Below are 21,730 nucleotides of genomic sequence, written 5' to 3' on the forward strand. Positions count from 1 at the left end.
GAGGCTGTACCGGCTGAGCGAAAACCACTGCTCCGCAGCTCGGCGGTCTGGGATGTTGTGCATCCCAGTTCTACTTGGCACCGCTGGGGGGCGAGCTCGGTTTACCGAATCCAGTGCACGCTACCCAGTATCGGCCGCACTCCACTGGTTTACTGGGCAGTGCTGGGCACGTCAGGTGGGGTCCCCGACTTTCTCTTCCGCAGCTTTTGGAGGCAGGCAACAGCTTCCAGCGTGCGGACTGGCTGTGGTGCCGTTCTCGAGCACTTCTCTCACAAGGGCAGAGAAGCGGTGATCGAGCGTAGTCATAATGCGGTTGCCGAAGGGCCGGAAAGCCACCATTTGACTACGCTCGATCACCAAAGTGCTTGGAACGCAACCACAGCCAGTCCTCACGCTGGAAGCTGTGTGCCTGACTACGCAGGCTGCGGAAGAGAAAGCCGGGTACGGCACACGACGTGCCCAGCACTGCCCGGTAGAACAGTGGGCGGCACACCCTCCTCGGACAGGCCTCCAACTGCGCGGCATTAACGCCAACGACTCCCCTGTCCGCATCCTAAGTCTGCGAGATACCGCGAGTTACTGCACGCCGCTATTTCACGCTACGGGTCATATGACCCAGTCGAAGGCTTCGGCTTTCGAGCGCGCACCCTCGACGGTGCGGGAGCGGTTGGGTTCGCCGAGGTCTGTCAGGAGATCTTCGGAGAGTTCGACCAGGGCGGCCAAGGTGGTGGGGGTGAACCAGGTGGGGCGGGTGGCGAAGAGGATGTCTTCGGTGGAGGTGTTGCCGCTGGCGCCGGGGGCGAAGGGGCAGCCGCCCAGACCGCCTAGTGAGCCGTCGACCATGGTGGCGCCTGCTCCGAGCGCGGCGAGGGTGTTGGCTACACCCATGCCCCAGGTGTCGTGGCCGTGGAAGACGATGCGGCGGTGCGGGGTTCGGTCGCGGACCGCGGAGATGAGGGCGGTTACCTGAGCCGGGTCGGCCTGGCCGAGGGTGTCGGCGATGACGATGTCGGTAGCGCCTTCGGTGCGCGGGTCGTTGGCGATGGCGAGGACTCGTTCGGGATCTACCGGGCCGTCGAACGGGCAGCTGAAGCTGGTGGCCAGGCAGAGTTGGATTTCGCCGCCCGCTTCGTGGGCGAGGCGGACCGCGTCGGGCATGGCCGCGACGCTGTCCTCGGTGCTGCGGCCGATATTCGCCTTGTTGTGCGCGTCCGAAGCGGAGAAGCAGTATTGGAAGTTGCGCACGCCGGCGGCCGCCGCTTTTTCGACGTGCCGGGGTGTGGCCACCCAGACCCAGCAGTGTCGCAGCTCTTCGGGAGTCAGCGCCGCGATGAGGTCCGTAGTGTTGGCCATCGGTGGCACCAGATCCGGGCGGGCCATGGAGCCGATCTCCAGAGCGGGCACACCGAGCGCGAGCAGGCGCCGGACGATGTCGACCTTGTGCTCCACCGCAAGCACCTTGCCGGTGAGCTGAAGTCCGTCGCGCAGCGTCACATCGCGCAGCACCGACTCGGTCAGCACCGTCATTTCTTCTCGCGCACTTCCTGCGGCACGCACATCACGCCACCGCACGGCTTCCCGTTCCCCACCGCCGGGTTGGGATGCACGGTGGGTCGGCGAGGTGTCGGGGCGCGCAGCTCATATGCCGAACGCCCAGGTGGCCGCCTGCGGCCATACACCCGACGAGTCATGAGGCCTCCAGTACAAGCACTGCGCGATTGTCCCTCACGACGCCTCCCTGTGTCTCGCGGGAGGTCCCGCGCTCGGCCGGCACCACCGTTGCGTGATCATTTCTCATGACTGCCGCACGTTCGTGACGCGCACGTTCGCAGTCGGCGTTTTCATAGGGAGCGGACGTGCGGTAAGCGGTCTGCGTCGATGGTGACGAGATGGGCACGCAATCCGCCGGCCGACACCCGCTGGAAGCGGTCGATCGGGTTCGGTGTTCCTTGTCGTGTACGCGCACCATCATCCATATCCGGCGGCTGGAAGAGCCGCATCTGTTCGACCACGCTCCCCTCGCGGGAGCGCACTCGGGACGTGCGGCGGTCATGACCCCTCCAGCGCATCGATATCGGCGTCGCTCATGCCGAGCAGTTCCGACAGCACCTCGCGTGTGTGCGCACCGAGATCGGGGCCGACATTGCGGATGGGCAGCGACTGCTCGCCGATCACCGGGACAATGCCGGTGAAACCGACCGTTTTCGGTTGCGAGGCGCCGACATCCACGGGGAAGGGCTGGATCATGTTGCGAGCTTTGTACTGTTCGTCGGCGACGATGTCGGCGGCGGTGTAGATAGGGCCGCACGGAATGGCGGCCGCCTCGAGCAGCTTCAGGGCCTCTTCGCGGGTATGGATGACCGTCCACTCGGCGATCGAGGCGTCCAGCCGCTCACGGTTGCGCCAGCGGCCCGCGTTGTCCTGCAGATCGGGGTCGGCGGCCAGGTCCGGGCGGCCGATCACAGCCATATAGCGCTGGAAGATGGCGTCACCGTTGCCGCCGATGATGATGCTGACGCCGTCGCGGCACGGGTAGGCGTTGCTCGGTGCGATGCCTTCCATTCGGCCGCCGGCGCGTTCCCGGTTGATGCCGTAGGCAAGGTAGTCCGGCACCAGCGATTCCATCACCGACAGAATCGCCTCGTTGAGGGCGACATCGATGATGCGCTCACCGAGCGGAATCGACTCGGCCCGCTGCGTGCGCTGGAACAGCGCCATCACCGTGCCGAATGCCGCGTAGATCCCCGCGATGGAATCACCGATGGAGACGCCGGTACGCACCGGCGGCCGATCCGGGTCGCCGACGAGTTCGCGCAGGCCACCGACGGCCTCGGCGACGGCGGCGAAGCCGGGCCGCGACGCCATCGGCCCGGTCTGCCCGTACGCGGAGATGCGGGTGATCACCAGATCGGGATTGACCTCGTTCAACACCTCGGGCCCGAGACCCCATTTCTCGAGCATGCCCGGCCGGAAATTCTCCAGTAGCACATCGCACCGGCGGATCAGATCGAGCACAATGCCACGCCCCGCCTCGGTGCGTAGATCAAGGGTGATCGACTTCTTGTTGCGATTGACGGTGCGATACAGCATCGAGGTGTCGCCGCCATAGAGCCGCCAGTTGCGCAACTCGTCCCCGACCTTGGGCCGCTCCACCTTGATGACCTCGGCGCCGAAGTCACCGAGGATGCGTCCCGCGGTCGGCGCGGCGATGTAATTGCCGAGTTCGAGGACGCGCACCCCGTCCAACGGCCCAATACTCATGGCCACCAGTGTGGCCTATCCCCATCTCCACCACCCGCCGACCCGACGCGCGAGTGGCACACAGCTGCGGCAAACGTCGGGAGACCCTTCGAGGGCTGCGTCACTCGATCCTCCACCACCGGCCAGACAGCCAGGTCGCCCGCCCGGCGCCCGGCGACACCGGACAGCGATCGGGGCCCTCGACCCGGACCACGAGCTTGGCAGGCAGTTCGCTCGCCCCACCGCGTCCGCCCACCCGGCGACCGGCACCTCGCGGCGAACGTCGAGAGGCCCCCTCAACGATGTGCCACTCGACGATCGACTCGGACCGGCCCCGGGCGGGGGTTCGGGTGTAGTTGTGGCTGCGCGTGTCAGGAGGCCAGGCGCACCGGCTCGTCGATGGTCGAGTAGTGCTCGGCGTTGCCGGCGAGGATGGTGCTCGCGGTGCCGTCGACGCCGACGGGGACGTCACCGGCGAGGGTGATGCGGGTCAGCTTGCGGGGCTGGTCGTCGTAGTCGTCGATGGCGTAGTGCTGGGTGGCGCGGTTGTCCCAGATGGCGACGTCACCGGGGGCCCAGTTCCAGCGGGTGGTGTTTTCCAGCCGGGTCACCCGGTCCTGGAACAGGCGGAAGAGGGCCTGCGACTCGGTGCTGGACAGGCCGACGAAATGCTTCACGAAGTGGCCGACCAGCAGGGCGCGCTCGCCGGTCTCGGGGTGCACCCGCACCACCGGGTGCTCGGTCTCGTAGTAGCTCGACTGGAACTCGGCACGGTAGGCCTCGGTGTTGGGGGTCGACTTGTCGAGGTTGCGGGCGGCGTAGTCGTAGACGTTGGTGTGCACGGCGCGCAGGTTCTCGGCCAGCCGCTTGAGCGGCTCGGGCAACGAGTTGTATGCGGCGACGGTGGAGGCCCAGGTGGTCGAACCGCCGTAGGGCGGCAGGTGCACCGCGCGCAGGATCGAGGCCTTCGGGATCCGGTCGACGAAGGTGACGTCGGTGTGCCAGCTGTTGGCGCGGCCGTGCTCGGAATCGATGGCCAGGCTCTTGACGCCGTGCGAGGTGACCGTCGGGTGCGGCGTGGTCGGGCTGCCGAGCAGCTCCGCGAAGGCGTACTGCCCGTCCTCGTCCAGGTGGTCCTGGCCGCGGAAGAAGATCACCTTGTGCTCGAGCAGTGCACGCCGGATCACCTCGACCGTCGCCGAGTCCAGGTCGCCGCCGAGCCGGACATTGTCGACCTGAGCACCGATGTGGGCACCGAGCTTGGTCACCGAGGTGGTAGCGGGAGTGGCGTAGTCGACCGTCATGAGATCACCTTCGCTGTTCGAGGCTGATTGATGCGCTGTTGAGCACATCACTCGAACTGCCCCGCCAACCAGGGTTTCCGTCGCCATGATCACAATTGCATTGCGCGCGCAATAGGCGCTCGCGCGGCGTCAGCTCACATGTTCACGCAGGTAGGCGAGATCGTCGGCGACGCCTTCCGCGGGGGTTTCGAGGATTACCGGAGCGTCGGCGGTGCGGCACACCTCGGCGAGCAGCTGCGGGTCGATGGTGCCGTCGGCGAAGTTGGCGTGCCGGTCGGCGCCGGAATCGAACTCGTCGCGCGAAGAGTTCAAGTGCACCAGGTCGATTCGACCGGTGATCGCCTTGATCCGTTCGACGACGCCGACGAGCTCTTCGCCGCCCGCCCAGGCGTGGCAGGTGTCGAGGCAGAAGCCCGCGCCGTATTCGCCGACCGCGTCCCACAGCCGGGCAATCGAATCGAAATGCCTGGCCATGGCATGGTTTCCGCCCGCGGTGTTCTCGATCAGAATGGGCACCGCGAAGCCACCCTTGTCCTGCTGGCGTTCGAACAGCTTGCGCCAGTTATCGATTCCGGTGTCGATCTCGGCATCGGAGCGGACGTGGCCGCCGTGCACGACCAGGCCGAAGGCGCCGAGATCCGCCGCGGCTTTCGCCTGCTGCGCCACCGCGTTGCGCGAGGGCATCCGCAGCCGGTTGTTCAGACTCGCCACATTGATTTGATATGACGAGTGCACGACCACGTCGATCGGACTCGCGAGGATCTCCTCGGTCCGCGGATGTGGGGTCGGCTTGTCCCAGCTCTGTGGATCGACGACGAACAGCTGGATGACATCGGCGCCGAGTTTCTCACCGAAACCGATCGGATCGCTGTCGAGCCGGACGTGTGCTCCAATGCGCATGGGGCCACTTTATCGACTGGCACCGACAAGCCGGGAGCAACCGATACATAGGCCGAATGACCGCACAACGAGTCTGTTGCATCGAGGCGGCGCATAGAGATACATCGGTAGGATCCAGGTGCTCGACCCGATGAGGGGGGTGAATCCACTGTGTTGCGCAAAGGCGACGTCTTCGCGGGCTATGCCATCCAGCGCGTGCTCGGCCAAGGCGGCATGGGCACCGTCTATCTGGCCAAGCATCCGCGGCTGCCGCGGCTGACCGCGTTGAAGCTGCTGAACCCGGAGCTCTACAGCGACACCGAAATCCGCGGCCGCTTCGAGCGCGAGGCCGACCTGGTCGCCCGGCTCGACCATCCCAATATCGTGACCGTCTACGACCGAGGCGCGGAGGACGAACAGCTATGGATCTCCATGCAGTTCGTTCCTGGGGCCGACGCGTCCTGCGCGGATGTGAATGTGCTCGCGCCGGGTCGAGCGGTGCAAATCGTGGGCGACACGGCCAAGGCATTGGATTTCGCGCACGCCAACGGCGTGCTGCACCGTGACGTGAAACCGGCGAACATCCTGCTGGCCAAAGCGCCGATCGGACAGCCCGAACGGGTGCTGCTCACCGATTTCGGCATCGCAGGTGTGCGCGACAGCGACACCACGCTGAGCTCGGCAGGCTCGATCACCGCCACCCTCGCTTATGCCGCACCCGAACAGTTGCTCGGGCTGCCACTGGACGATCGGGCCGATCAATACGCGCTCGCATGCACCTTGTTCTGGATGCTGACCGGCGTCGGACCGTACTCCGGCGGCAATCCGGCCGCGGTCATCAACGGCCATCTCTACGGACCGGTGCCGTCGGTATGCCACACCAGGCCGGGCATTCCACCCGCACTGGAGGGAGTACTCGCGCGGGCGCTGGCCAAACGATCGACAGACCGGTTCGGCAGCTGCTCGGAGTTCGCGGCAGCGGCACGATGGGCGCTCTCGTCCAGCGGACCGCAATACCCGCACCCTCCGAACGGATCGGCGCACACCGCACACCCCGCACCTGGCCGACCGCCGGTCGGTACGACGCCGCCACATCACGCGCCGACCAACCATCTGCCACCACACCCTGCATCCCAGCACGGCCCGCCATCACACCACGCCGCGCCGTACGGCCTGCCGCCTCATCACGCCGCACCACACCACGCACCGCAACAGCCTGCATGGGCGTCCCCCACGCAACCGCGGGCCGCTCCGACGCACACGGCATCTCCTGCCACGCAACAGCAGTCCACGCCACCACACCCCACACCGCTGCAGGCGACAACGGCGTATACAGCGCACCCGCAAGCCGTTTCACCACACGTCGTGTCTCCTACCGCGCAGCAATTCACACCGCCGCAGGCCACAACGGCATACGCCGCGCACCCGCAGTCCGAGCCACCGCGCCGTGCGTCTCCTGCCGCGCACCGGCCCGTGCCGATGCCATCCGAAACCCGAGCTCCACAAGATAATTCGGTGCCGGCTGACCATTCGGCACCGCATGGGACCGAGAATTCGCCGCAGGCCGTGGTGATGCCGACATCCCTGACATCCCCCACCCCCTCGGCACCACACAGCACCGAGGTGTCGCCCGCGCAACCGGGGCAGGCAGGGAACGCCATGGCGGCCGGCGCCGTCGGAACGCCGCCGAGCTCGGCGGCACCGCGGATGCCGCTGCCACCGCGACGGAATCCGCGTCCGGGAACCATTGCGCTACCCGATATTCGGGCGCGACCGGCCAGGTCGACGCCGCCCGATTCGGCGCGGCGCGGCGGGCGGCAACCGCCCGAACCACCTCCTCCGCCATAGCTTTTCGCTATAAAATGGGTGAGCTCGGGCTGCCCGAATACTGCTAAGGTTTCGATGTTTTTCGCGCACGGGTCGGGCCGATCGCGCGTTCTTATGCTGTACGTCTGCGCATCGGTGGGTCCCGATGCGTGGCGGGAAGTGGAGCAGACATGCTGGCCAGCGGTGACGTTTTCGCCGGCTATGTCATCGATCGGCAACTGGGTCGCGGTGGCATGGGTTCGGTCTACCTGGCGAAACATCCGCGGCTACCGCGGATGACGGCGCTGAAGCTGTTGAACAGAGAGATGTTCTTCGACAAGGAGGTGCGGGCGCGGTTCGAACGGGAGGCGGATCTGGTCGCCCAGCTCGATCACCCCAATATCGTCACGGTGTACGACCGCGGCCTCGACGACGAGCAGCTGTGGATCTCGATGCAGTACATCGACGGCATCGACGCCGCGTCGGTGGATCCCAAGACACTGCCGCCGGAGCGGGCGGTGCAGATCATCAAGGAGACCGCGGACGCGCTCGACTACGCCCACGGTATGGGCGTGCTGCACCGCGACGTGAAGCCCGCGAACATCCTGCTGGCCCGCTCGGGCGCGGGACGCGGCGAACGGGTGTACCTGACCGACTTCGGCATCGCCCGGCTGCGCGACGACACCGGCCATCTCACCCAGACCGGCACCTTCACCGCGACGCTCGCCTACGCCTCACCCGAGCAGCTGACCGGCGCCACACTGGACCACCGATCAGATCAGTATTCGCTGGCCTGCTCATTGTTCTGGCTGTTCACCGGCACCGGGCCCTTCGCCGCGACCAACCCGGCCGCGGTGATCCAGGGACACCTGCAGGCCGCGCCGCCCGCGCTCAGCAGCGCCCGCCCCGGACTGCCCTACGCGCTGGACAGCGTCCTGGCCAGGGCCATGGCCAAGCGACCGGAGGACAGGTACGCCTCCTGTTCGGAGTTCGCGGCCGCCGCACGCCACGCCCTCACCAATCCGAGCGTGCCGTCGATGCCGGTGGTCGGCGGGCCCCGCCCCGTCACCGGGCCCGCCGTTCCCCTGACCGGCGGACCTCGTCCGCAGACCGCACCGCCGATTCCTGTGACGGGAACACCTTTTCCGGTGGCCAACGGGCCGGGTCCGCGCACGAGCGGGGCACACCCGCTCACCGGATCGCCTGTCGCCAACACCCCGCCGCGCACGCAGGTGCCGCCTCCCATGCAGACCGGCCCGGCCCAGCAGCAGCCGAACCCGTACCAGCAGCCCACATTCGGTTTCCACACGCCACCCGGACCGCCGAATGGTGGTGGCGTGCGGCCGATCCCACCCGGTCAACCGCCGCGACACAAGTCCAACACCGGACTCATCATCGGGATCAGCCTCGGCGTCGTGGTGCTGATCCTGGTGGTTCTCGGCATTATCGGAGCCGTCACCGACGATTCGTCTTCGACCGGCAGCACCAGCACATCCACGTCGTCCTCGTCGAGCAACAGCGGCACGGCGACTCCGAGCATCGAAGCGATCAGCACCGAATTCGGGCGCATGGTGCCCACGTCCAAGTCCGGCGATACCGGCTACAACGGAGCTCATTGCATCGACGCCGATTCGACCTCGCCGTCGCCGCCGACCACCGGTTCACCGGATTTCGGCAAGTGGCTCTACGAGTGGGATTGCTACGGCGGTGGTGAGACCGCCGACCCGGACCCCTTTTACACGATCTTCGTCTACGAATCCGCCGCTGACGTGCAGGCCATGGTCGACGCCCTGCCGACGAACACCAAGTCGACCGACACCAACGGCGGCATGTCGTACACGAACTACAAGTACACGAACGACGGGCCCAAGATCATCACCGTCTTCACCGGCGACAAGGATCGCGCCCAGTTCGCCATGTACACCGACGGTCTCGCGGGCAGCATCGACAAAGCCATGCGCTGGTGGCGCACGGCACCGCTGAACTAACGCGAAAACCCGTCGTATCCTGCGGTTCTCGGGCTCGGCTCGCGGCGAAGGACGAGAATGCTTCGCGCCGAAGCCGCGGGTGGAACTGCTCGGTCTCGACGGCAAGGCGCTGACCACGGTCGTGACCGGGGTGGAAACCTTCGGCCGGACAATGGAGTTCGCGGAAGCGGGCGACAATGTCGCGCTGCTGCTGCGCGGCGTGCAGCGCGGTCAGGTCCGTCGCGGCCAGGTGGTCGTTGAGCCGGGCAGCATCGCGGTGCACACCCGGTTCACCGCCCGCGTGTACCTGCTCGGCACGGCCGAGGGTGGTCGGCGCACACCGATCACCTCCGGCTACCGCCCGCCCGCCCGCAGTTCTACGTGCGGACCGACGATGTCGTCGGCGACGTGACCCTGCCCGACGACATCGGAATGGCGATCCCCGGCGACACGGTCGACCTGACCGTGCGACTGGGTCACCCGGTTCCGCTCGAGCCGGGCCTCGGCTTCGTCATCCGCGTGGGCGGGCGCACCGTCGGTGCGGGCACGGTGCTCAGCACCGACTAGCGGGCGATGCGGGGAGCCGCGATGTTCATGCGGCTCTCCGCATTACGGCCGATTTCTACTGTGCCGCATCGTCGTCCGGGAGGTGCGATTCCGGATCCAGGGTCGGCACCCTGGTGGCTCGCATCGACAGGAACGTATCGAGCAGCGCGAGTCTGTCGACGGTCAGACCGGTTGTCATGGACGACAGTTCGTCCAGCAGAATCTCCGCTCCGGACGCCACCTCGATCCCGGGCGATCCCGGGTCGACCCGACGCCACGGCAGGGCGATCGACCACGAGGGGTCGCCGCAGGCCCACGCCCACAGGACGGAACGGACCACCGTGTGCATGGTGGTGTACACCCGGAAATGCTCCGCCTCGGATCCCGCTCGGTGTTCGAGTTCGTAGACCCACTCGTAGCGGCGCGCCCCGATGTAGTTGTCGTCGTCGCGCGCCACGACCAGAAAGGGGTCGTCCGGGTCGGTTCCCGCGACCACGAGGTCTTCCAGCAGCGGGGCGGTGAGGTACGGCAGCGTCCGCCCGTCACCGACGGTGACCAGGACGTCGACGTGGCCGCGTGGGTCGTAGAGATGCCCGGTCTGCACGTCGAGAACCGCCAGGTCGCGATCCTTGGTCAGCTCGAGCACGGTGTGCAGATGCCGGTTGCGGCCGGGCCCGGTGGCGCGCAGGACCGCTCCGCGGGAGTCCGCAATGGTGACGACCAGATCATCGGCACTGCTGCGGCCGTTGGCCTCGGCCACGAACTCACCTACGTCGGGCGAGATGGCACCACTGTAGGGATGAGCCCACATCTGCCGGTACCGCTCGAGTGCGTCGAGGGCGGTATCGACATCAGCGGCCGGGGCTACCCCGAAATCGCAACTCACCCAATCGAGTTAACCCGATGACAATCGGGTTCCCCAGGATTGGGGACTAGTGCGCAGTCGCTATCAGGTGAATGCGTAGTGCACGAATTCACCGGCCGACTCGAAACCGATGGCCCGATAGATCTTGTTCGCGGTGGGGTTGTCGATATCGGCGAACAGGCAGACGTCGATGCCCTCGGTACGCAGCGTGTGCGCCACATGAGCAGTCAGAATGCCGGCGTAACCGTGGCCACGTTCGGCGGGCGGCGTGTAGACGGGACCGATGCGGGACCAGCCGTACACGGGCGCCTGATGGGCCGCCAACGAGACCGGCCCGCCTTCGTGTTCCCACAGCCACCACCGCCCCGCCGCAATCCGCTTGCCCACGAGCGTGGCGGTCCATCCCTGTGGGCTCATGCCCGACTCGACCAGCATCGCCTCCGACCAAGCGAGGCACAGTTCGATGTCGGATTCGACCGCGCGGCGCGGCGAACCGGCAGCCTCGGGGAACCGGAGTGTGCGGAGCCGATACAGGCGCATGGTGTATGCATGCCGATACCCGCCGCCGCGCATCGCACTCCAGCGGTCGCCGAACCGGGTGGCGGTCTCGATGGCCCCCTCGACTCCGCCTGCGTCGGGAGCGATCTCGGCAAGCGCCTCGGCGACGGCGTCGACGCAGCTGTCGGCGAGCTCACCGAGGTACAGGTCGCGACCCGCGCTGCGCATCGCCACACCGAGCACGGTGCCGTCCTCGGCGTGCGCCGAGAGGAAACGCGACGGCTCGTTCGAGCCGTCGAGGCCACCCGCGGAGTTGGCGGTACCGGTGGTGATCACTGTGTGCCGCAGGGGGTCACGGCGCAGGAACGTCTCGGTCCGCGATCGGAACTCCGCGGGGTCCGTGGTGATCTCGATCCGCATCGGATCAGGCTAGAGCCCCGAACGCGATGTGCGCTCGTAATTCTCGCGAGCGAGCAAACTACCGATACCGAAGTGTCAGCGTTTCAGCCGGTTTCGCCCACTCGCGCGCCTTCGGCGCGGAGCTTGAGCAGGACCAGACCCGCTGTGCACGCCAGAATCAGTCCGGCAACCGTGATTTCGACATGTAAACCGGCAATGCCGAGCACGGCCCCGACGATTCCGCCGACGAAAATCATCCAACCCGATATCCGCGACAGAATCGTGGATAGGGTGCGCACCGGCTGGTTCGACACCATATGCTGCGCCGTTGCCGGGGCCGCTGGTTCAGCGGCTGCGGACGAGGCATGCAGCGGAGTTGTCGAGTAAGCTCCCATCATCTACTCCTCGATGACGCCGATCAGAGTGTTGCTGTCGCGCAAATCGCACCGCGCGTCTCTCATCTGGATACAGGCGTCTCACGCGTAACTTTGATCACACGCTAGGCCACGGAACGCGGTTCATTCGCGACACGTGCCCGCGACACGCAATGTAGATCAATTCGATATCTGAATTACGGATGTTTATGATGCGCATGTTCGGCGCATCACCAGCGAATTTCTCACCTGTGGCCGGACCGCCCGGCCTCGATTAGTGTGAGCCCGACTCGATACGCACGAGGAGTGTCACCGATGGAGAGCAGCAGGACCAAGATCGCCGGTCCGGCGATCGCCGCGGGCGCGGTCTCCCTCGGACTCGTCCTGATCGGCGCCTGCGGTGTCGGTAAACACGACACCTATGTCGCACCACCGCCGATCAAGTCTGCCGCCGACGCCGCACCGATGCGGGAAGGCTCCAGCGTGACGGTGCCGAAGGTCTTCATTCCGCCCTCGCCCACCTGGAAGGTCGCCCCCAACGCACCGCGTAGGGATGTGGCCTTCACCGTGCCGCCGACGGCGGCGCCGGGAGAATCGACTACCCGGCCGGCTGGGACGACGACGTTGCGGGCCGACACCAGTTCGCTGCCGCTACCACCGCCGGTCGTCGCGACCGAGGCCCCCGAACCGGTGACCGCGCCGCCACCGACTACGCCGTCCGCCGAACCGACGCCGCCGCTGGCCACGACACCGGCCGCCGAGCCATCCGGCGGCGGCGAGTAATCCGATCCCCCGCGACGGTGCGTGAGCTCACTACCCACGCACCGTCATCCGGTTTCTAGAGCTCGGCCAGGTCGTAGTCGCCGACCCCCGCGGTCAGCACCCGCAGGTGCTCGAAACCGCCGCCGAGCGTGCGCTCGATGGCGGTGAGCCGGGCCACGTAGTGGCCGACAGGGTATTCCGCGGTGACACCGATGCCACCGTGCATCTGGATCGCTTCCTGACCGACGTGCCGCGCGGCCCGACCGACCTGCAAGCGGGCCCGCGACGCGACCACCGCGTCGTTGCCGCCATCCGCCAGCGATGCCGTCGCATAGAGACTCATGCTGCGCGCGAGCTCGAGCGAGACGTACATGTTCGCCGCCCGCTGGGTCAGGGTCTGGAACTTCGACAGCGTGACACCGAACTGCTTACGCGTACGCAGATATTCGGCGGTCAGCCGCAGTGCCTCCGCCATCGCGCCGACGGACTCCGCACACAGCCCGGCCTGGGCGTGCACGGTGGTCGACTCGATCGCCGACGCGGCGTCGAGGTTGTCACCGAGCAATTCCGCGGGCGCCTTGTCGAACTCGATCTGTGCGCCACGCTGGCCGTCCACCGTCCGGTAGGACTTGCGGACCACGCCGGCGGCGTCGAGACCGACCAGGAACAGACCGACTCCGCCACCGGGCAGCACCGCGCTCACCACGAGCTCATCGGCGCAGTCGCCGTGCGGCACCGGGTTTTTGATGCCGGTCAGCACGTAGGAATCGCCCTGCGCCGTCGCAATCGTGCCCAGTTCCGTGGACGGCCAACGCACCCCGGGCTCGGCATGCGCGAAGGCGAGCAGCTTGTTGCCTTCGACCACCTCGGGCAGGATCCGCTGCCGTTGCTCAGCACTGCCGACCCTCGCGATCAAGCCACCCGGCACCAGCACCGCGTCCAGAATCGGCTCCGGTGCGAGCCTACGGCCGACCTCCTCCAGCACGAGGTTGGTCTCCACCGGTCCGGCACCGACGCCGCCGTCCTCCTCGGTGAAGCTCAGGCCGAGCACGCCGAGTTCGGCAAGCTGACGCCACACATCACGGCTCCAGCCGAGTTCGGTGTCGGTGACCTTCAGCCGGGATTCGGGATCGTAGTTGCGGGCCAGCAGATCGCGGACGGTGTCGCGCAGCATGACCTGTTCATCGGTGAGTTCGAAATCCATGGTGTCGCCTCACAATCCGAGGATCGTGGAGGCGATGATGGTACGCTGCACCTCGCTCGAACCTCCGTAGATGGTTGTCTTGCGGTAGTTCAGGTAGCCGGGGCCGCTGCGCTGCGCCCAGCCGGGCGAGGCAATGTCGTCGGCGTCGACCGGCACCGCGTCCTGGCCCGCGATATCGAGCAGCAATTCGGTGGCGGCCTGCTGCAGCTCGGAGCCGCGCAGCTTCAGCACCGACGAGGCCGGATTCGGCTTGCCCTCAACAGAGTTGGAGACCACGCGCAGCTGGGTGATCTCCAACGCGAGCAGTTCGTTCTCCAGCTCAGCGATCCGCGCCGCGAAGACCGGGTCCTCCAGCAACGTGCCCGAGCCCGACTTGGTCTGGCGCGCATAGTCTTTCGCCACACCGATCTTGACCTTGGTGCGGCCGACGCCGGTGATACCGGTGCGCTCGTTGCCGAGCAGGAACTTGGCGTAGGTCCAGCCCATGTTCTCCTCACCGACCAGCTGGTCGGCGGGCACCCGGACGTTCTCGAAGAAGACCTCGTTCACCTCGTAGCCGCCGTCGATGAGCTTGATCGGGCGGATGGTGACACCGGGGCTCTTCACGTCGAACAGCAGGAAGGAAATGCCCGCCTGCTTCTTCGGCGCGTTCGGATCGGTGCGCACGAGGCAGAAGATCCAGTCCGCGTACTGCGCGAGCGTGGTCCAGATCTTCTGGCCGTTGACGATGTAGGAATCGCCGTCGCGCACCGCGGTGGTGCGCAGCGAGGCCAGGTCCGAACCCGCGTCGGGCTCGGAGAAGCCCTGGCACCACCAGATGTCCAGTGCCGCGGTCGCAGGCAGGAAGCGCTGCTTGACCTCCTGTGATCCGAACTGCGCGATCACCGGGCCGACCATCTGGGCATTGAACGTCAGCGGCTCCGGCACCGAGGCCAGCTGCAATTCGTCCTGCCAGATGTGGCGCTGCATCGGCGTCCAGTCCTTGCCGCCCCACTCCACCGGCCAGTTCGGCACGGCCAGACCATGGTCGTTGAGGATTTTGTGCGCTGTGACGATGTCGTCGCGGGACAGTTCGCGGCCGTATTTCACGCGCTCACGGATGTCTTCGGGAATCTCGGTCCGGTAGAACTTTCGCAGCTCATCGCGAAAGACCACTTCGTCGGGGGACAGACTGATTTTCATACACATCTCCCGGTGTGTCTCGTACGTCCGAGTCAAACCTACCCTCCGGTAATCTCTCATTGCCGACTGGGTCACAGCGGGAGGACACGCATTCGCCCGGACACCGTGACCGGCTGGCTCGGCGGCGGAAACAACGAGCTGGTACGTTGCTGGGCGTGGGTAGGGGAACCCTGGGGATCGGTATCTAGGAGTAACGAGTGAACGGCAGACCCATCGCACGCGCGGCCGCGGCAATGACCTCCCTCGGCATCGGTGCGGTGCTGGCACTCACCGGGACCGCAGCGGCCGAACCGGTCGCGCCCTCGCCGGTCGACATCGGCCTCGCCCAGCTCACCGACACCGCGGGAACCGACACGGTCACGCAGGCGGGCGTCGCCGCCCTGCAGCAGTACACCAAGCTCGTCGATGTAGCCGAATTGCGGCACGTCGCAGGCACATTCATTCCATTCGCGTACGCGGCGCCGACCTTCGGCTGCGGCAGCAACGGCCCCATCACCACCATCATCGCCGCGGCCACCGCCAACGGGCCCACCCCGAACGAGGGCGCAAACCCCAGTCCGGGCACCCTGCGGTTCAGCGCAACGCCCGCACACTCGGGTTCGCCACTGGCCTCCGGACTGACAGTGGCCTGGATCAATATCAATACCGGTGCCAGCGGTCTCGACATGCTCGACGACCGGACCGAATACGGCCTGCCGAGCCTGTCGAAGAACGTGGCGAGCGGATCGGGCACTGTCCTGGCCTCGATGTGGGGCATCATCGACTACCCGTTCGCGCACTGCGTGATGACCCCGACGGTCGGGCTGTTCACGGTCCCCAACGCCCCGGCGCCCGCTCCGGCCGCGCCCGCCGTCCCGGGCGAAACGCCGTCGCAGCCGGGCGCGGCGCAACCTGCCCCCGCCAACTCCCAGCTCCCCGGCCGCGCCCCGACCGCGGCGCCCGCACCGGCTTGATCGAGCCCGGCGGCGCGGTCGATCAGCGAACCGACTGACTCCGATCTCGTTGCCCACGTAGCAATTCGGGTGCGGATCGCACCTGATTCATTGTCCTCAACACAGCTTCGCGAAGAAGGTCCTGACGTCCGCGGCATGCATGCCCGGAAGTTCCATCGGGATGAAATGGTTGCCGGTGTTGCCTTCCGGCCAGTGCGCAATGATGTTGTCACGCTCGGCAAGTCGCCGCATGAGTGCGGAGCCGCCGCCGTATACGCCGGTGGGGACCAGCTGCTGACCGGCGGGCCAGGTGAATGCGCCGTTGCCGTCGAGACCGTTGTACATCGGCCAGGACGACGTGCCCGCAGTGTTGGTGAACCAGTACAGGCTGATGTTGGTCAGTAGATGGTCGCGGTCCATCACGTCTTCGGCCCGGTCTGCCAGCGGGGTGAATTCGTCGAACTTCTGCATGAGCCAGGCCAGCAGCCCGACCGGGGAATCGGTCCAGGCGTGTGCGAACGTCTGTGGGGCCAGCCGCAGGAGGACGTGGTGGTCGATACCGCCGGACATCCACTGCCGCATCTGATCCCATTCGGCGCGTTCGTCGATGGACATGGTCGGCACGTCGGCCTCGGTCGGCAGCCCGATGCCGCCGTCGATGTGCACCCCGACCACCCGATCGGGCGCGGCGATCGCCATTTCGGGCGCGACGTAGGCGCCGAGGTCACCGCCCTGCGTGCCATAGCGCTGGTACCCGAGGCGGTCCATCAGCGTCACCCACATCTCGGCGACCCGGCGCACCGTCATTCCCGTCTCGCGCGGCGCTTCGGAGAAGGCGAAACCGGGGACCGAGGGGATCACGACGTGGAACGCTTGCGCAGGGTCGAGGTCGTGTGCGCGCGGATCGGTCAGCAGCCCAATAGTTTTCGTGAACTCCACGAACGAGTTCGGCCAGCCATGGGTGAGGATCAGCGGGAGCGCCCCCGGTTCGGGCGAGCGCACGTGCAGGAAATGCACGTCGAGGCCGTCGATTTCGGTGACGAACTGCGGGAACTCGTTCAGCGCCGCTTCCTGTGCCCGCCAGTCGAAGCCGGTGCGCCAGTATTCGGCCAGTTCCTTCAGGTAGTCGACAGAGACTCCGCGCTCCCGGCCCACGCCGGGCAGCTGGGCCGACCAGCGGGTGCGCGTAAGCCGTTCGATCAGGTCGTCGACATCCGCCTGCGGGATGTCGATGCGGAAGGGGCGAATGGCGGTGCGGTCGATGTCCATCGGGATGGCTCCTTGCGGGTCGATCGTTCGGTTCGTGATCAACAGTAGGACGCATGTAGGACCATCTATGTCCTAGTTATCTGGAACCCTGAAAATCATGAACGACACCCCCGCTCGCCTGCTGCGGCTGCTCTCGCTGCTGCAGACACCTCGCGAATGGCCGGGCAGCGAATTGGCCGACCGCCTCGGCGTCACCGATCGCACCGTGCGCCGCGATATCGAACGGTTGCGCGACCTCGGCTACCCGGTCGAAGCGACGATGGGCGCGCTCGGCGGCTACCGGCTGGTCGCAGGCACGGCGATGCCGCCGCTCCTGGTGGACGACGACGAAGCGGTCGCCATCGCGGTCGGACTGCGCGCCGCCGCCGGATACGCCGTCGCGGGCATCGAGGAGGCGTCGGTGCGCGCGCTGGCCAAGGTGGAGCAGGTGCTCCCCGCGAAATTGCGCAGGCGAGTTCGGGTCCTCGGCGCCGCGATGACACTGCCGAACGATGACGGCCCCTCCGTCGACCCGGACGTGCTGACGACACTGGCCTCGGCCGTAACCAACAGGGAGCGAGTGCGCTTCGCCTACCGCAGCGGCACAGGCTCCGAAACCCGTCGCCATGTGGAACCGGCCGGGCTCGTCGCCGCCCGCCGACGCTGGTACCTCGTCGCACACGACATGGAACGTGACGATTGGCGCGTCTTCCGCCTCGACCGGATCGAACGCCCCCAGGCCACCGGCGCGCGCTACGCTCCGCGCGAACTTCCCGCCGCCGATCCCGCCGCATATGTGGCCGGGCGCCGAACCGATTGGGGCACACCCACTTACCGCGTCAGCGTGACAATCCACGCGCCGGTCGGAAAGGTCGCAGGCCGACTGGGCGATGCTCCGGGCGACCTGGCCGCCATCGATCGCGACTGCTGCCGGCTCGAGGCCACCCGAGACGACTCGCCGGAGTGGTTGGCACACCGCCTGATCGGACTCGGTGTCGACTTCCAGGTGCACGAGCCACCCGCATTGGTCGCACACCTGCGCACTATCCGCACCCGGATCACCGCGGCCATCACGGCGTGATCGTGGACCCGGCTACGCGGTTGTCGTCATCCGACACCAGCTGCTGGTCTCGCCCCGATGGTCGGCCTCGCCGCTTCGTGGCCATGTGGCGATTCGGCTCGCGCAATTGTGTGATCGCGACGTGCAACTTGCCGTGCTCATCCACCGAGGCGGGGGTGTCGTCGCCGAGCCGGGCCGCGAGTTCCCGGTAGGCGGCGTCCACATTCTCGGCGACCAGGTCGGCGGACGGGTGTGCGGATTTCGTCGCGGATCGGTCGCAACCGGCGCGATAGGTCGGCAATCCCGGGTGGGACTTCTGCTTGGTCCGAATCCTTTCCCGGGCGGGGACGCTCTTATGGGTCGGTCCGATTCAAGCCAAGAGGCATTGGATCAGGACGACACGGCCAACGTCGCCGATCACCAAACCAGGTCGGCATACCAATGATCCAGCTGCACCCAGCGCACCACAGTCCTCGATCCCGGTCCATCCCACAACCACAAGGAGCCCACATGTCCGCTCTCCAGCCGCCGCAACCAACCCCAGCGACGCCCGAGAGAGGGCCGTTGCCCGGCCGTCGGTGGTCCGGCTCGCGACGCCGGACGCCCGCCCTGGCCGTCATGGCGGCACTGGCCACCAGCATGCTGTCGATCGCGCCCAGCGCCGCTAACGCCGACACCACGGCCGGTCAGCCCGTCCCCGCCACCAACATCGCATCGACAACAGCTGACGACGTCGGTCAGTCACCGTCGTTGACAGCACCCACCCATGTCGTCACCGTCGCGGGGCTGCCGATCGCCTACCGCAGCTTCGGACACGGACCAACCCTGCTATTGACCCCGTGCCTCGGATTCAGCATGGACGACTGGGACCCGGCACTGCTCGACCGCCTGGCCACGACCAACCACGTCGTCATCTTCGACTCCGACGGCGTGGGACGGACCCCGGCCAGCTCCTCGGCCATCTTGACCGTCCCACAACTCTCCGATCAGGCTGCTGGCCTGATCCGAGCTCTCCACCTGAACCGCCCCACCGTCGTGGGCTATTCCCTCGGAGGATTCGTCGCGCAACGTATGGCCGTGGACCACCCCGATGACGTTGGCGCCCTGATCCTCATGGGTACCGGCCCCGGCGGATCACAGCAGGTGCTGCCCAATCTGCCCAGTCTGGTCCGGGGCGGGCCGGCGTTCGACCCGCTTGCGCCTGCCGACCAGGTCATTCCGCTGTACTTCAGCGGCCACCCCGAAGCTCTAGGTGCGTGGCGTCAACGAACAGCTCTGCGGCCCAACAGGGTCGGGATGAACCTGACCGGCCTCAACCGTCAACGCGCCGCAATGACCGACTGGCTCATCAACCCCACCACCAACGTCGTCAGCAGCCTGCCCACCCTGCAGCTGCCCACCCTCATCCTGGGTGCCGAAAACGACGAACAAGAACCCGCTGCCAACTCCACCGTGCTACATCACTACATCAACGGTTCGGAGTTGCTGATCTACCCCGGGCTCGGTCACGCGTTCCCCTTCGAAGCACCAGAGCGCGTTGCTGAAGACATCGCCCGGTTCACTTGGTAGCAGCCCGAACAGTGGGCTGAATTCTGCCGGGGTGACCTGGTGATCTGCCCGAGATGGTGGACCTGTTCGGTGTAGGACCCTGCGCCTGGACCGATAGACGTCGCGAGGCGCGGTTCCCATACTCGGGCAGTCCTTTTGTCCTGCGGCTAGCGCGAGAGCCGAATGCGCAGGATCGCGCCGCTCTCGGTACCGGCAAGCAGTTCGTCGGGGTGACCGGGCACGGTCGCGACCGAGGTCATCGGCTGGTCGGTGAGCACGGTGCAGGCAGCGTTCGTGTCCGGGTCGATACGGACCAGTTGGCCGGAGATGGTGGTGACGAACAGGATGCCCTCCCGGTCGACCAGGTCGTCGGCGAAGTCGGGAATGCCGGGCAGCGTCGAGGAAAGGTCGGCGACGACGGATCGTTTGGACGGATCGTCGATGGACATGCGCAGCACGCGACCGAGTGGATTGCCGTTCGACGTCAGATAGAGCGAGCGATCACGAACGACGATGCCGTTGGCAGTGGCCGCGGTGGCCCGCGCGGTCCACTCGGTGTCGACGACGCCGTCCCTGCCGATGCGGATCACACCGGACGTCGCGGCCACATAGAGATTGCCCGCCTGATCGAAGGCAGCGCCGTTGGGCATAGCGAAACCGGAAACGAACGTCTCGGGCTTCGGGTCGGCAGCGGTGGGGTCGAAGCGGACGACACCGCCCGGTCGCAACACGCTGGTGGGTGAATCGCCGTAGACGACGTAGAGCAGTCCGTCGGGTCCCAGACGCACCGCACCCGGATATTCAACGGGAACTCGCCCGGTCACCGCGCCCGAACTGTCGTAGCGCTGGACTTCATTGCGGTAGAGGCGCGATACCCACAGATTGCCCTGCGCGTCATAGCCCACGTTCTCCGACCAATCGAGGATCGGAACACCTGCGGGCACCGCGGTTGCGGCCTGCGCGAGGGCGCACGCGGCGATCGGCTCGGCAGCGGATGGGGAAGTGACCCCACCGCAGGCGATGGCGACCAGTGCGGCGATCGGCCAGCAACGACGAATTCTACGCACCCGGCACCTCGGCTCTCGATACGAACACTGACCGTCCAGCAGTCTAGACACCGCGCGGATTCGGCCATGAAGTCGACCGATTCGCACAAGATTTGGCACTATCTATGGATGCCCTTTTTCGTCGGTGCTCGTGGCCGTATGCACTATCGGCGGTGGCCGTTCGACAACGACGGCGACAGAGCGGGTGTGATCGTATTATTGCCCGGTATCGGACAGCACAGCGGGCACTATCACCGCTTCGCGCGGACGGCGCGCGCCGCCGGGATCGAGGCATGGGCGCTGGACACCTCGGGCTACGGGCTGAGCGAAGGCGACCCGAACAACCCGGGCACCCTGGCCGAGCTGGTGGCGGACGCGACCATGCTGATCGAGCTGGTGCAGGCCGAGCTGCCCCACACGCCACTGATTCTGATGGGTCACTCGCTCGGGGCCGTCACGGCGCTCGGCGCACTGGGCGCGGCGGTGCCCGACCAGGCATCGGCAACCGACGACCTGAACGCGGTGGAGGCGGATTACCCGCGAACTCCGAGCCTGCCGCCGAGCGCACTTGTCGGGCTGGTGTTGTCCGGGGTGCCGAAGCGGGCACTCGGCGGCGGCGCACCCGGTGCGCCGGGATCGCCGTTGCCCGGGTCCCTTCCGGTGCTGGCAGTGCACGGTGTCGAGGATCGACGCGCACCGATCGATGCGATGAGGGTCTGGACTCGACGCCACGAATCGGTAGATTTACGCGAGTACGCCGACGCCGGGCACGATCTGCTGCACGAACCGGTGCATGCGCGGGTCGCTGCCGACATCGCGGAATGGGTGCAGGGTGTCGTCGTGGGGTTGGCACGACACCGATGAGCTGAA

The 21,730-nt window shown here is 66.9% G+C and carries 21 protein-coding genes; 9 read left to right on the plus strand and 12 right to left on the minus strand.

Annotation, left to right across the window (positions count from 1 at the left end):
• Positions 1-606: 606 nt before the first annotated feature.
• From OHA42_RS36125 to OHA42_RS36140, 4 genes are all read right to left on the minus strand, one after another.
• The gene (locus OHA42_RS36125; protein ID WP_406232669.1) at positions 607-1,527 is read right to left on the minus strand and encodes a hydroxymethylglutaryl-CoA lyase; all 921 of its coding nucleotides are present in this window, start codon (positions 1,525-1,527) and stop codon (positions 607-609) included.
• A 522-nt stretch (positions 1,528-2,049) separates the two neighbouring features.
• Positions 2,050-3,261 (minus strand): CaiB/BaiF CoA transferase family protein, encoded by a 1,212-nt coding sequence (locus tag OHA42_RS36130; protein WP_406232670.1) that lies wholly within the window; start codon positions 3,259-3,261, stop codon positions 2,050-2,052.
• Positions 3,262-3,611: 350 nt separating this feature from the next.
• Positions 3,612-4,544 carry a TauD/TfdA dioxygenase family protein gene (locus OHA42_RS36135; protein ID WP_406232671.1) on the minus strand — a complete coding sequence of 311 codons (933 nt, stop codon included), beginning with the start codon at positions 4,542-4,544 and terminating at the stop codon, positions 3,612-3,614.
• 129 nt (positions 4,545-4,673) lie between these two features.
• Positions 4,674-5,444, minus strand: coding sequence for a deoxyribonuclease IV (locus tag OHA42_RS36140; protein ID WP_406232672.1), 771 nt, complete (start codon positions 5,442-5,444; stop codon positions 4,674-4,676).
• A gap of 150 nt (positions 5,445-5,594) precedes the next feature.
• Between OHA42_RS36140 and OHA42_RS36145 the strand changes: the two genes are divergently transcribed.
• The 4 genes from OHA42_RS36145 to OHA42_RS36160 all read left to right on the plus strand — a co-directional run bounded on the left by OHA42_RS36145 (position 5,595) and on the right by OHA42_RS36160 (position 9,763).
• Positions 5,595-7,271, plus strand: coding sequence for a protein kinase domain-containing protein (locus OHA42_RS36145; protein WP_406232674.1), 1,677 nt, complete (start codon positions 5,595-5,597; stop codon positions 7,269-7,271).
• Between the two features lie 149 nt (positions 7,272-7,420).
• Positions 7,421-9,217, plus strand: a complete 1,797-nt coding sequence (locus OHA42_RS36150; RefSeq protein ID WP_406232676.1) for a protein kinase domain-containing protein — start codon at positions 7,421-7,423, stop codon at positions 9,215-9,217.
• Between the two features lie 79 nt (positions 9,218-9,296).
• A complete protein-coding gene (locus OHA42_RS36155; protein WP_406232678.1) occupies positions 9,297-9,608 on the plus strand; it encodes a hypothetical protein in 312 nt (103 codons plus the stop codon).
• Positions 9,605-9,763, plus strand: coding sequence for a hypothetical protein (locus OHA42_RS36160; RefSeq protein ID WP_406232679.1), 159 nt, complete (start codon positions 9,605-9,607; stop codon positions 9,761-9,763). The genes OHA42_RS36155 and OHA42_RS36160 overlap by 4 nt, the downstream gene beginning before the upstream one ends.
• Before the next feature lie 55 nt (positions 9,764-9,818).
• Here the strand turns inward: OHA42_RS36160 and OHA42_RS36165 are convergent, their stop codons facing one another.
• The 3 genes from OHA42_RS36165 to OHA42_RS36175 all read right to left on the minus strand — a co-directional run bounded on the left by OHA42_RS36165 (position 9,819) and on the right by OHA42_RS36175 (position 11,821).
• Positions 9,819-10,628 (minus strand): hypothetical protein, encoded by an 810-nt coding sequence (locus OHA42_RS36165; RefSeq protein ID WP_406232681.1) that lies wholly within the window; start codon positions 10,626-10,628, stop codon positions 9,819-9,821.
• 63 nt (positions 10,629-10,691) lie between these two features.
• Positions 10,692-11,525, minus strand: coding sequence for a GNAT family N-acetyltransferase (locus tag OHA42_RS36170; protein WP_406232682.1), 834 nt, complete (start codon positions 11,523-11,525; stop codon positions 10,692-10,694).
• Between the two features lie 83 nt (positions 11,526-11,608).
• A complete protein-coding gene (locus OHA42_RS36175) occupies positions 11,609-11,821 on the minus strand; it encodes a hypothetical protein (protein ID WP_406232683.1) in 213 nt (70 codons plus the stop codon).
• A 372-nt stretch (positions 11,822-12,193) separates the two neighbouring features.
• Between OHA42_RS36175 and OHA42_RS36180 the strand changes: the two genes are divergently transcribed.
• A complete protein-coding gene (locus tag OHA42_RS36180; RefSeq protein ID WP_406232684.1) occupies positions 12,194-12,661 on the plus strand; it encodes a hypothetical protein in 468 nt (155 codons plus the stop codon).
• Between the two features lie 55 nt (positions 12,662-12,716).
• Here the strand turns inward: OHA42_RS36180 and OHA42_RS36185 are convergent, their stop codons facing one another.
• Both OHA42_RS36185 and OHA42_RS36190 read right to left on the minus strand, forming a co-directional pair.
• Positions 12,717-13,844, minus strand: coding sequence for an acyl-CoA dehydrogenase family protein (locus OHA42_RS36185; RefSeq protein ID WP_406232686.1), 1,128 nt, complete (start codon positions 13,842-13,844; stop codon positions 12,717-12,719).
• 9 nt (positions 13,845-13,853) lie between these two features.
• A complete protein-coding gene (locus OHA42_RS36190) occupies positions 13,854-15,026 on the minus strand; it encodes an acyl-CoA dehydrogenase family protein (protein ID WP_328405547.1) in 1,173 nt (390 codons plus the stop codon).
• Positions 15,027-15,223: 197 nt separating this feature from the next.
• Here OHA42_RS36190 and OHA42_RS36195 point away from each other — a divergent pair, with 197 nt between their 5' ends.
• Positions 15,224-15,979 carry a hypothetical protein gene (locus OHA42_RS36195; protein ID WP_406232688.1) on the plus strand — a complete coding sequence of 252 codons (756 nt, stop codon included), beginning with the start codon at positions 15,224-15,226 and terminating at the stop codon, positions 15,977-15,979.
• Positions 15,980-16,075: 96 nt separating this feature from the next.
• Here the strand turns inward: OHA42_RS36195 and OHA42_RS36200 are convergent, their stop codons facing one another.
• Complete coding sequence (locus OHA42_RS36200) at positions 16,076-17,227, minus strand: epoxide hydrolase family protein (protein ID WP_406232690.1); 1,152 nt, start codon at positions 17,225-17,227, stop codon at positions 16,076-16,078.
• 97 nt (positions 17,228-17,324) lie between these two features.
• On the opposite strand from OHA42_RS36200, the gene OHA42_RS36205 reads away from it, so the two are divergent.
• A complete protein-coding gene (locus OHA42_RS36205; RefSeq protein WP_406232691.1) occupies positions 17,325-18,287 on the plus strand; it encodes a helix-turn-helix transcriptional regulator in 963 nt (320 codons plus the stop codon).
• Here OHA42_RS36205 and OHA42_RS36210 read toward each other — a convergent pair.
• Positions 18,277-18,567 (minus strand): hypothetical protein, encoded by a 291-nt coding sequence (locus OHA42_RS36210; protein WP_406232692.1) that lies wholly within the window; start codon positions 18,565-18,567, stop codon positions 18,277-18,279. The two genes, OHA42_RS36205 and OHA42_RS36210, sit on opposite strands and share 11 nt — an antisense overlap.
• A 209-nt stretch (positions 18,568-18,776) precedes the next feature.
• Between OHA42_RS36210 and OHA42_RS36215 the strand changes: the two genes are divergently transcribed.
• Positions 18,777-19,835 carry an alpha/beta fold hydrolase gene (locus OHA42_RS36215; RefSeq protein ID WP_406232693.1) on the plus strand — a complete coding sequence of 353 codons (1,059 nt, stop codon included), beginning with the start codon at positions 18,777-18,779 and terminating at the stop codon, positions 19,833-19,835.
• A gap of 146 nt (positions 19,836-19,981) precedes the next feature.
• On the opposite strand, the gene OHA42_RS36220 is transcribed toward OHA42_RS36215, so the two are convergent.
• A complete protein-coding gene (locus OHA42_RS36220; RefSeq protein WP_406232694.1) occupies positions 19,982-20,881 on the minus strand; it encodes an SMP-30/gluconolactonase/LRE family protein in 900 nt (299 codons plus the stop codon).
• 108 nt (positions 20,882-20,989) lie between these two features.
• Here OHA42_RS36220 and OHA42_RS36225 point away from each other — a divergent pair, with 108 nt between their 5' ends.
• Positions 20,990-21,724, plus strand: coding sequence for an alpha/beta hydrolase (locus OHA42_RS36225; protein WP_406232696.1), 735 nt, complete (start codon positions 20,990-20,992; stop codon positions 21,722-21,724).
• Positions 21,725-21,730 lie beyond the last annotated feature (6 nt).

The sequence above is a fragment of the Nocardia sp. NBC_01009 genome (assembly GCF_045208035.1).
In the GTDB taxonomy this organism is placed as follows: domain Bacteria; phylum Actinomycetota; class Actinomycetes; order Mycobacteriales; family Mycobacteriaceae; genus Nocardia.

Bases quoted from the DNA above. Each gene is read 5' to 3' on its own strand.
- OHA42_RS36125 (WP_406232669.1), bottom strand. From the start codon at position 1,527: ATGACGGTGCTGACCGAGTCGGTGCTGCGCGATGTGACGCTGCGCGAC.
- OHA42_RS36130 (WP_406232670.1), bottom strand. From the start codon at position 3,261: ATGAGTATTGGGCCGTTGGACGGGGTGCGCGTCCTCGAACTCGGCAAT.
- OHA42_RS36135 (WP_406232671.1), bottom strand. From the start codon at position 4,544: ATGACGGTCGACTACGCCACTCCCGCTACCACCTCGGTGACCAAGCTC.
- OHA42_RS36140 (WP_406232672.1), bottom strand. From the start codon at position 5,444: ATGCGCATTGGAGCACACGTCCGGCTCGACAGCGATCCGATCGGTTTC.
- OHA42_RS36150 (WP_406232676.1), top strand. From the start codon at position 7,421: ATGCTGGCCAGCGGTGACGTTTTCGCCGGCTATGTCATCGATCGGCAA.
- OHA42_RS36170 (WP_406232682.1), bottom strand. From the start codon at position 11,525: ATGCGGATCGAGATCACCACGGACCCCGCGGAGTTCCGATCGCGGACC.
- OHA42_RS36175 (WP_406232683.1), bottom strand. From the start codon at position 11,821: ATGGTGTCGAACCAGCCGGTGCGCACCCTATCCACGATTCTGTCGCGG.
- OHA42_RS36180 (WP_406232684.1), top strand. From the start codon at position 12,194: ATGGAGAGCAGCAGGACCAAGATCGCCGGTCCGGCGATCGCCGCGGGC.
- OHA42_RS36185 (WP_406232686.1), bottom strand. From the start codon at position 13,844: ATGGATTTCGAACTCACCGATGAACAGGTCATGCTGCGCGACACCGTC.
- OHA42_RS36190 (WP_328405547.1), bottom strand. From the start codon at position 15,026: ATGAAAATCAGTCTGTCCCCCGACGAAGTGGTCTTTCGCGATGAGCTG.
- OHA42_RS36200 (WP_406232690.1), bottom strand. From the start codon at position 17,227: ATGGACATCGACCGCACCGCCATTCGCCCCTTCCGCATCGACATCCCG.
- OHA42_RS36205 (WP_406232691.1), top strand. From the start codon at position 17,325: ATGAACGACACCCCCGCTCGCCTGCTGCGGCTGCTCTCGCTGCTGCAG.
- OHA42_RS36215 (WP_406232693.1), top strand. From the start codon at position 18,777: ATGTCCGCTCTCCAGCCGCCGCAACCAACCCCAGCGACGCCCGAGAGA.
- OHA42_RS36225 (WP_406232696.1), top strand. From the start codon at position 20,990: ATGCCCTTTTTCGTCGGTGCTCGTGGCCGTATGCACTATCGGCGGTGG.